This window comes from Streptomyces sp. CO7 (assembly GCF_053474865.1).
Genome location: NZ_JBRIOU010000003.1, coordinates 138,748 through 142,224, shown reverse-complemented (window position 1 = coordinate 142,224; position 3,477 = coordinate 138,748). Strand labels below are relative to the sequence as shown.

The window sequence follows — 3,477 nt, the reverse complement described above, 5'->3', positions numbered from 1 at the left end:
CACCGCCGACCTGGCCGGGGTGTTCCGCTCGACGGCCGAGCGGAACACCCCGGCCAGGTCGGCGGTGGTCGCGGAGAGGTCGACCGGCGCGAAGGCGGCCCGCATCCGGCCCGCCTCGATCTGCGAGAAGTCCAGCAGCGTGTTGACCAGGCGGCCCATCCGCAGGCCGTTGCGGTGGGCGACGTCCAGTTCGTCGCGCACCGACGGGTCGGCGTCGGACAGCCGGCCGCGCAGTTCCTCCAGCGGGCCCATGATCAGCGTGAGCGGGGTGCGGAACTCGTGGCTGACGTTGGAGAAGAACGCGGTCTTCGCCTCGTCCAGCTCGGCCAGCTCCTCGGCCCGCCGCTGCTGCGCCCGGTAGCTGCGGGCGCTGCCGATGCCCGCGGCGACGTGTCCGGCGACCAGTTCCACGAAGGACCGGTAACCGTCGTCGAGCGGCCGGTACCGGTTCAGCGCGGCCACCAGGAATCCGTAGGGCGCGCCGCCCTGCCGGGGCAGCGGTACCAGCAGCGCCTCGGTCGGCGGCGCGTCCCAGGCCCCGTGGGGCAGCTCCGTCGCGCCGTCGGCGAGGGTGGTCAGGTCGACGGCCTCGGTGCCCTCGCCCGGTCCGGCGGCGGGCCACAGGGCGGCCTCGCCGGGCGTCAGGGAGAGGGGCGCGACGAGGTGGCCCGGCTCGATGCCGCTGGCGCCGGCCAGGCGGACGCGGCCGTGGCGGCCCTCGGCGCCCTCGGGCACGGCGCCGGCGTCGGGCCCGTCGTCGAAGAGGTAGGTGAGGGTGAACGGCAGGTCCTGCGGGTTGCGGCCGAGCTGGCGGGCGGCGAAGTCCAGCATCTGCTGCTCGGTGCGCACCACGCTGGGGTCGGACCCCAGGTCGCGCAGGGTGGCCATGCGCCGCTCGCCGATGACCCGCTCCGTCTCCTCGGTGACCACGCAGAGCATGCCGACGATCTCTCCGGCGTCGTCCCGCAGCGGGCTGTAGGAGAAGGTGTGATACGTCTCCTCGCGGTAACCGGAGCGTTCCAGGAACAGCTGCAGCCCCTGGTCCCAGGTGGCCCGGCCGGTGGACAGGACGGTGCCGATGCGCGGGCCGATGGTGTCCCAGATCTCCGCCCACACCTCGCGGGCGGGCCGCCCGAGCGCCCACGGGTACTTCTGTCCCAGCGTGTCGTGCCGGTAGGCGTCGTTGCAGAAGAACGTCAGTTCCGGGCCCCACGCCATCCACATCGAGAACCGGGAGGAGAGCAGGATGCTCACCGCCGTGCGCAGGCTCTGCGGCCAGTCGGACGGGGGGCCCAGCGGGGTCGCCGTCCAGTCGACCGCGGCCAGGTCGCGCCCGACCTCCGGGTCGGCGGCGAACACGTCCGCCCCGGCCGACGCGGAACCACCGGGGGAGAAGGAGCGTGCCATGGATGGGCCTTTCGTCTCGACCGAGCACCCGTACCCGAGCGACGCGCGCGCCGCCGGATGTTCACGGGAACCCCACACTCATTCCACAGGCTTCGTAGGATAAGCCGAACCCACTGGTCTTTCCGGGCCGGTCGTCACCGACCGGGCGTCACCCGCGGCAGGCGCCGTCGGAAGGATCACCGGGCCGTCCGTCCCCTCCTGCCGTCCGTCCTCCGCCCCATCCGCACCCCCCACCAGGAGACCCGGTGACCAAGACCGACCCCGTCCTCACCGTCGACCGGCACACGCACCCCTCGGGCGCGGCCGTGCTGCGGGCGACCGGCGAACTCGACCACCACACGGCCGGCGCCCTGCTCGGCGCCCTCGACGAGCTGGACCTCGCCCGTTCCGCCGGCCTCGTGATCGATCTCACCGGGCTCTCCTACTGCGACTCCACAGGCATCACCGTGCTCGTCACGGCCCACCACCGCGCCGAGCGGGCCGTCCGGCCGCTGGCCCTGTGCGGACTGGGCCCTGACCTGCGACAGATGTTCCACACCGTGGGGCTGGACCAGATCTTCACATTCCACGACGATGTGGATGAGGCGGTGAAAGCCCTGCGAAGTTGAGCCGTCCGGCCCCGTTTGGGCTCGGCGGAACGGGGCATCGGGGCTGTCTGCACTTCGTTATCCTGCCGGGGGCAGGCGGCCCCGGCAGCCTGACAGGACAGACGGGCTCCGGAGAAGGACGGACGAGATGGCCATGACCTCCACGGCCGCCGTTCCCGCGCCGCCGACCCCCGGAACGGGTCGTCACAGCGGCGTGGTGTTCTCCGACGACCGCGAGTGGGCGGGACATCTGGTGCCCTTCGTCCGCACGGGCTTCGAGCGCGGCGAGCAGGTGCAGTACTTCGCGGCCACCACGGACCCCGACCGGGTCAGGGGCGCGCTGGCGTCCGCCGGCGTCGACGCGGCGCGGGCGGAGGCCGAGGGCCGCCTGGTGGTCACCACGGCGGAGCGCACCTACCTGTCGGGGCCGCGTTTCGACCCGGACGCCATGATGGGCCTGTGGCACCGGGCCATGGACACCGCGCTCGCGGAGGGACACCGCGGGCTGCGGGCGATCGGCGAGATGGCCTGGGGCGCACAGGACGTGGCGGGGGCGGACCGCCTGCTGGAGTACGAGCTCCGCCTCCACCACGAGGTCTTCGAACCACTGCCGCTCACGGCGTGGTGCTTCTACGACCGCCGCCGCGTTCCGGCGCACCTGCTGGCCCTGCTGGCCGGGGCGCACCAGCACCACCGGGGCGACCCGGTCGACCGCCCCGCCCTGCGGCTGGAACCGCTGCCCGGCCGCACCGGCCTGAAGCTGTCCGGCTCGGCCGGGTACGACACCCGCCACGCCGTGCGCACCGCCGCGGCCGTGGTGAGCGGCTCCCCGGGCAAAGACGTCGAGCTGGACCTCTCCGGTCTCCGGCATCTGGACATCGCCTCGCTGGTGACGCTCGTCGAGGCCGCCCGGCGCCGCCGCGAGGGACGTCTGCGTCTGCTGCACGCCCCCGCACCCCTTCGTCGGCTCCTCGGACTGTTCCCCGAGCTCGGAACCCCTGTGGAGATCGCCGAGCGATGACGACACACAGCCGAACCACCACGTACTTCCGGCAGCCGCCCGGTCGAGGGCCCGGCTCCGGGCTCTTCCACCCCGCGCTCTTCTACCGCTCCGACGCGGAGTACCTCGACGGAGTGGGCCGGTTCGTCCGCGCCGCCGTCCTGGGCCGCGGCGCTCAGGCGCTGGTCGTGGTCCCAGGGGCCCGGCTCGAGCGGCTGCGCGCGCACCTGGCGGACCTGGCGGAGCGCATCACATGGCTCGACGTGACGGAGGCCGGGCGCAACCCGGGCCGCCTGCTGTCACTGTTCCGCGAGTTCGCGGACCGGCACGAGAGCTCGGAGTCGCGGCCGTCCATCGTGGGCGAGCCGCTCTACGCGGAGCGCGGACCGTCCGAGACGGTGGAGGCGCTGCGCCACCAGGCCCTGGTCAACCTGGCCTTCGCGGGCCGGCGGGTCAGCGTGCTGTGCCCGTACGACGTGACGC

The 3,477-nt window shown here is 73.6% G+C and carries 4 protein-coding genes; 3 read left to right on the top strand and 1 reads right to left on the bottom strand.

Annotated features, from left to right (window positions below; all coding sequences use genetic code 11):
• Positions 1–1,407, bottom strand: a 1,407-nt coding sequence (locus tag ACOV8S_RS10510) for a histidine kinase dimerization/phospho-acceptor domain-containing protein (protein ID WP_448317523.1), incomplete at its 3' end; no start/stop codon positions are given.
• 245 nt (positions 1,408–1,652) lie between these two features.
• On the opposite strand from ACOV8S_RS10510, the gene ACOV8S_RS10505 reads away from it, so the two are divergent.
• From ACOV8S_RS10505 to ACOV8S_RS10495, 3 genes are all read left to right on the top strand, one after another.
• Entirely contained in the window at positions 1,653–2,015 is a 363-nt protein-coding gene (locus ACOV8S_RS10505; RefSeq protein ID WP_448317522.1) for an STAS domain-containing protein, read from the top strand.
• A gap of 127 nt (positions 2,016–2,142) precedes the next feature.
• Positions 2,143–3,015: an MEDS domain-containing protein gene (locus ACOV8S_RS10500; RefSeq protein ID WP_448317521.1), complete on the top strand. Its 873-nt coding sequence runs from the start codon at positions 2,143–2,145 to the stop codon at positions 3,013–3,015.
• Positions 3,012–3,477, top strand: a 466-nt coding sequence (locus tag ACOV8S_RS10495; protein WP_448317520.1) for an MEDS domain-containing protein, incomplete at its 3' end; no start/stop codon positions are given. The genes ACOV8S_RS10500 and ACOV8S_RS10495, both read left to right, overlap by 4 nt.

Coding starts and splice junctions, on each gene's coding strand:
- ACOV8S_RS10500 (WP_448317521.1), top strand. CDS start 2,143: ATGGCCATGACCTCCACGGCCGCCGTTCCCGCGCCGCCGACCCCCGGA.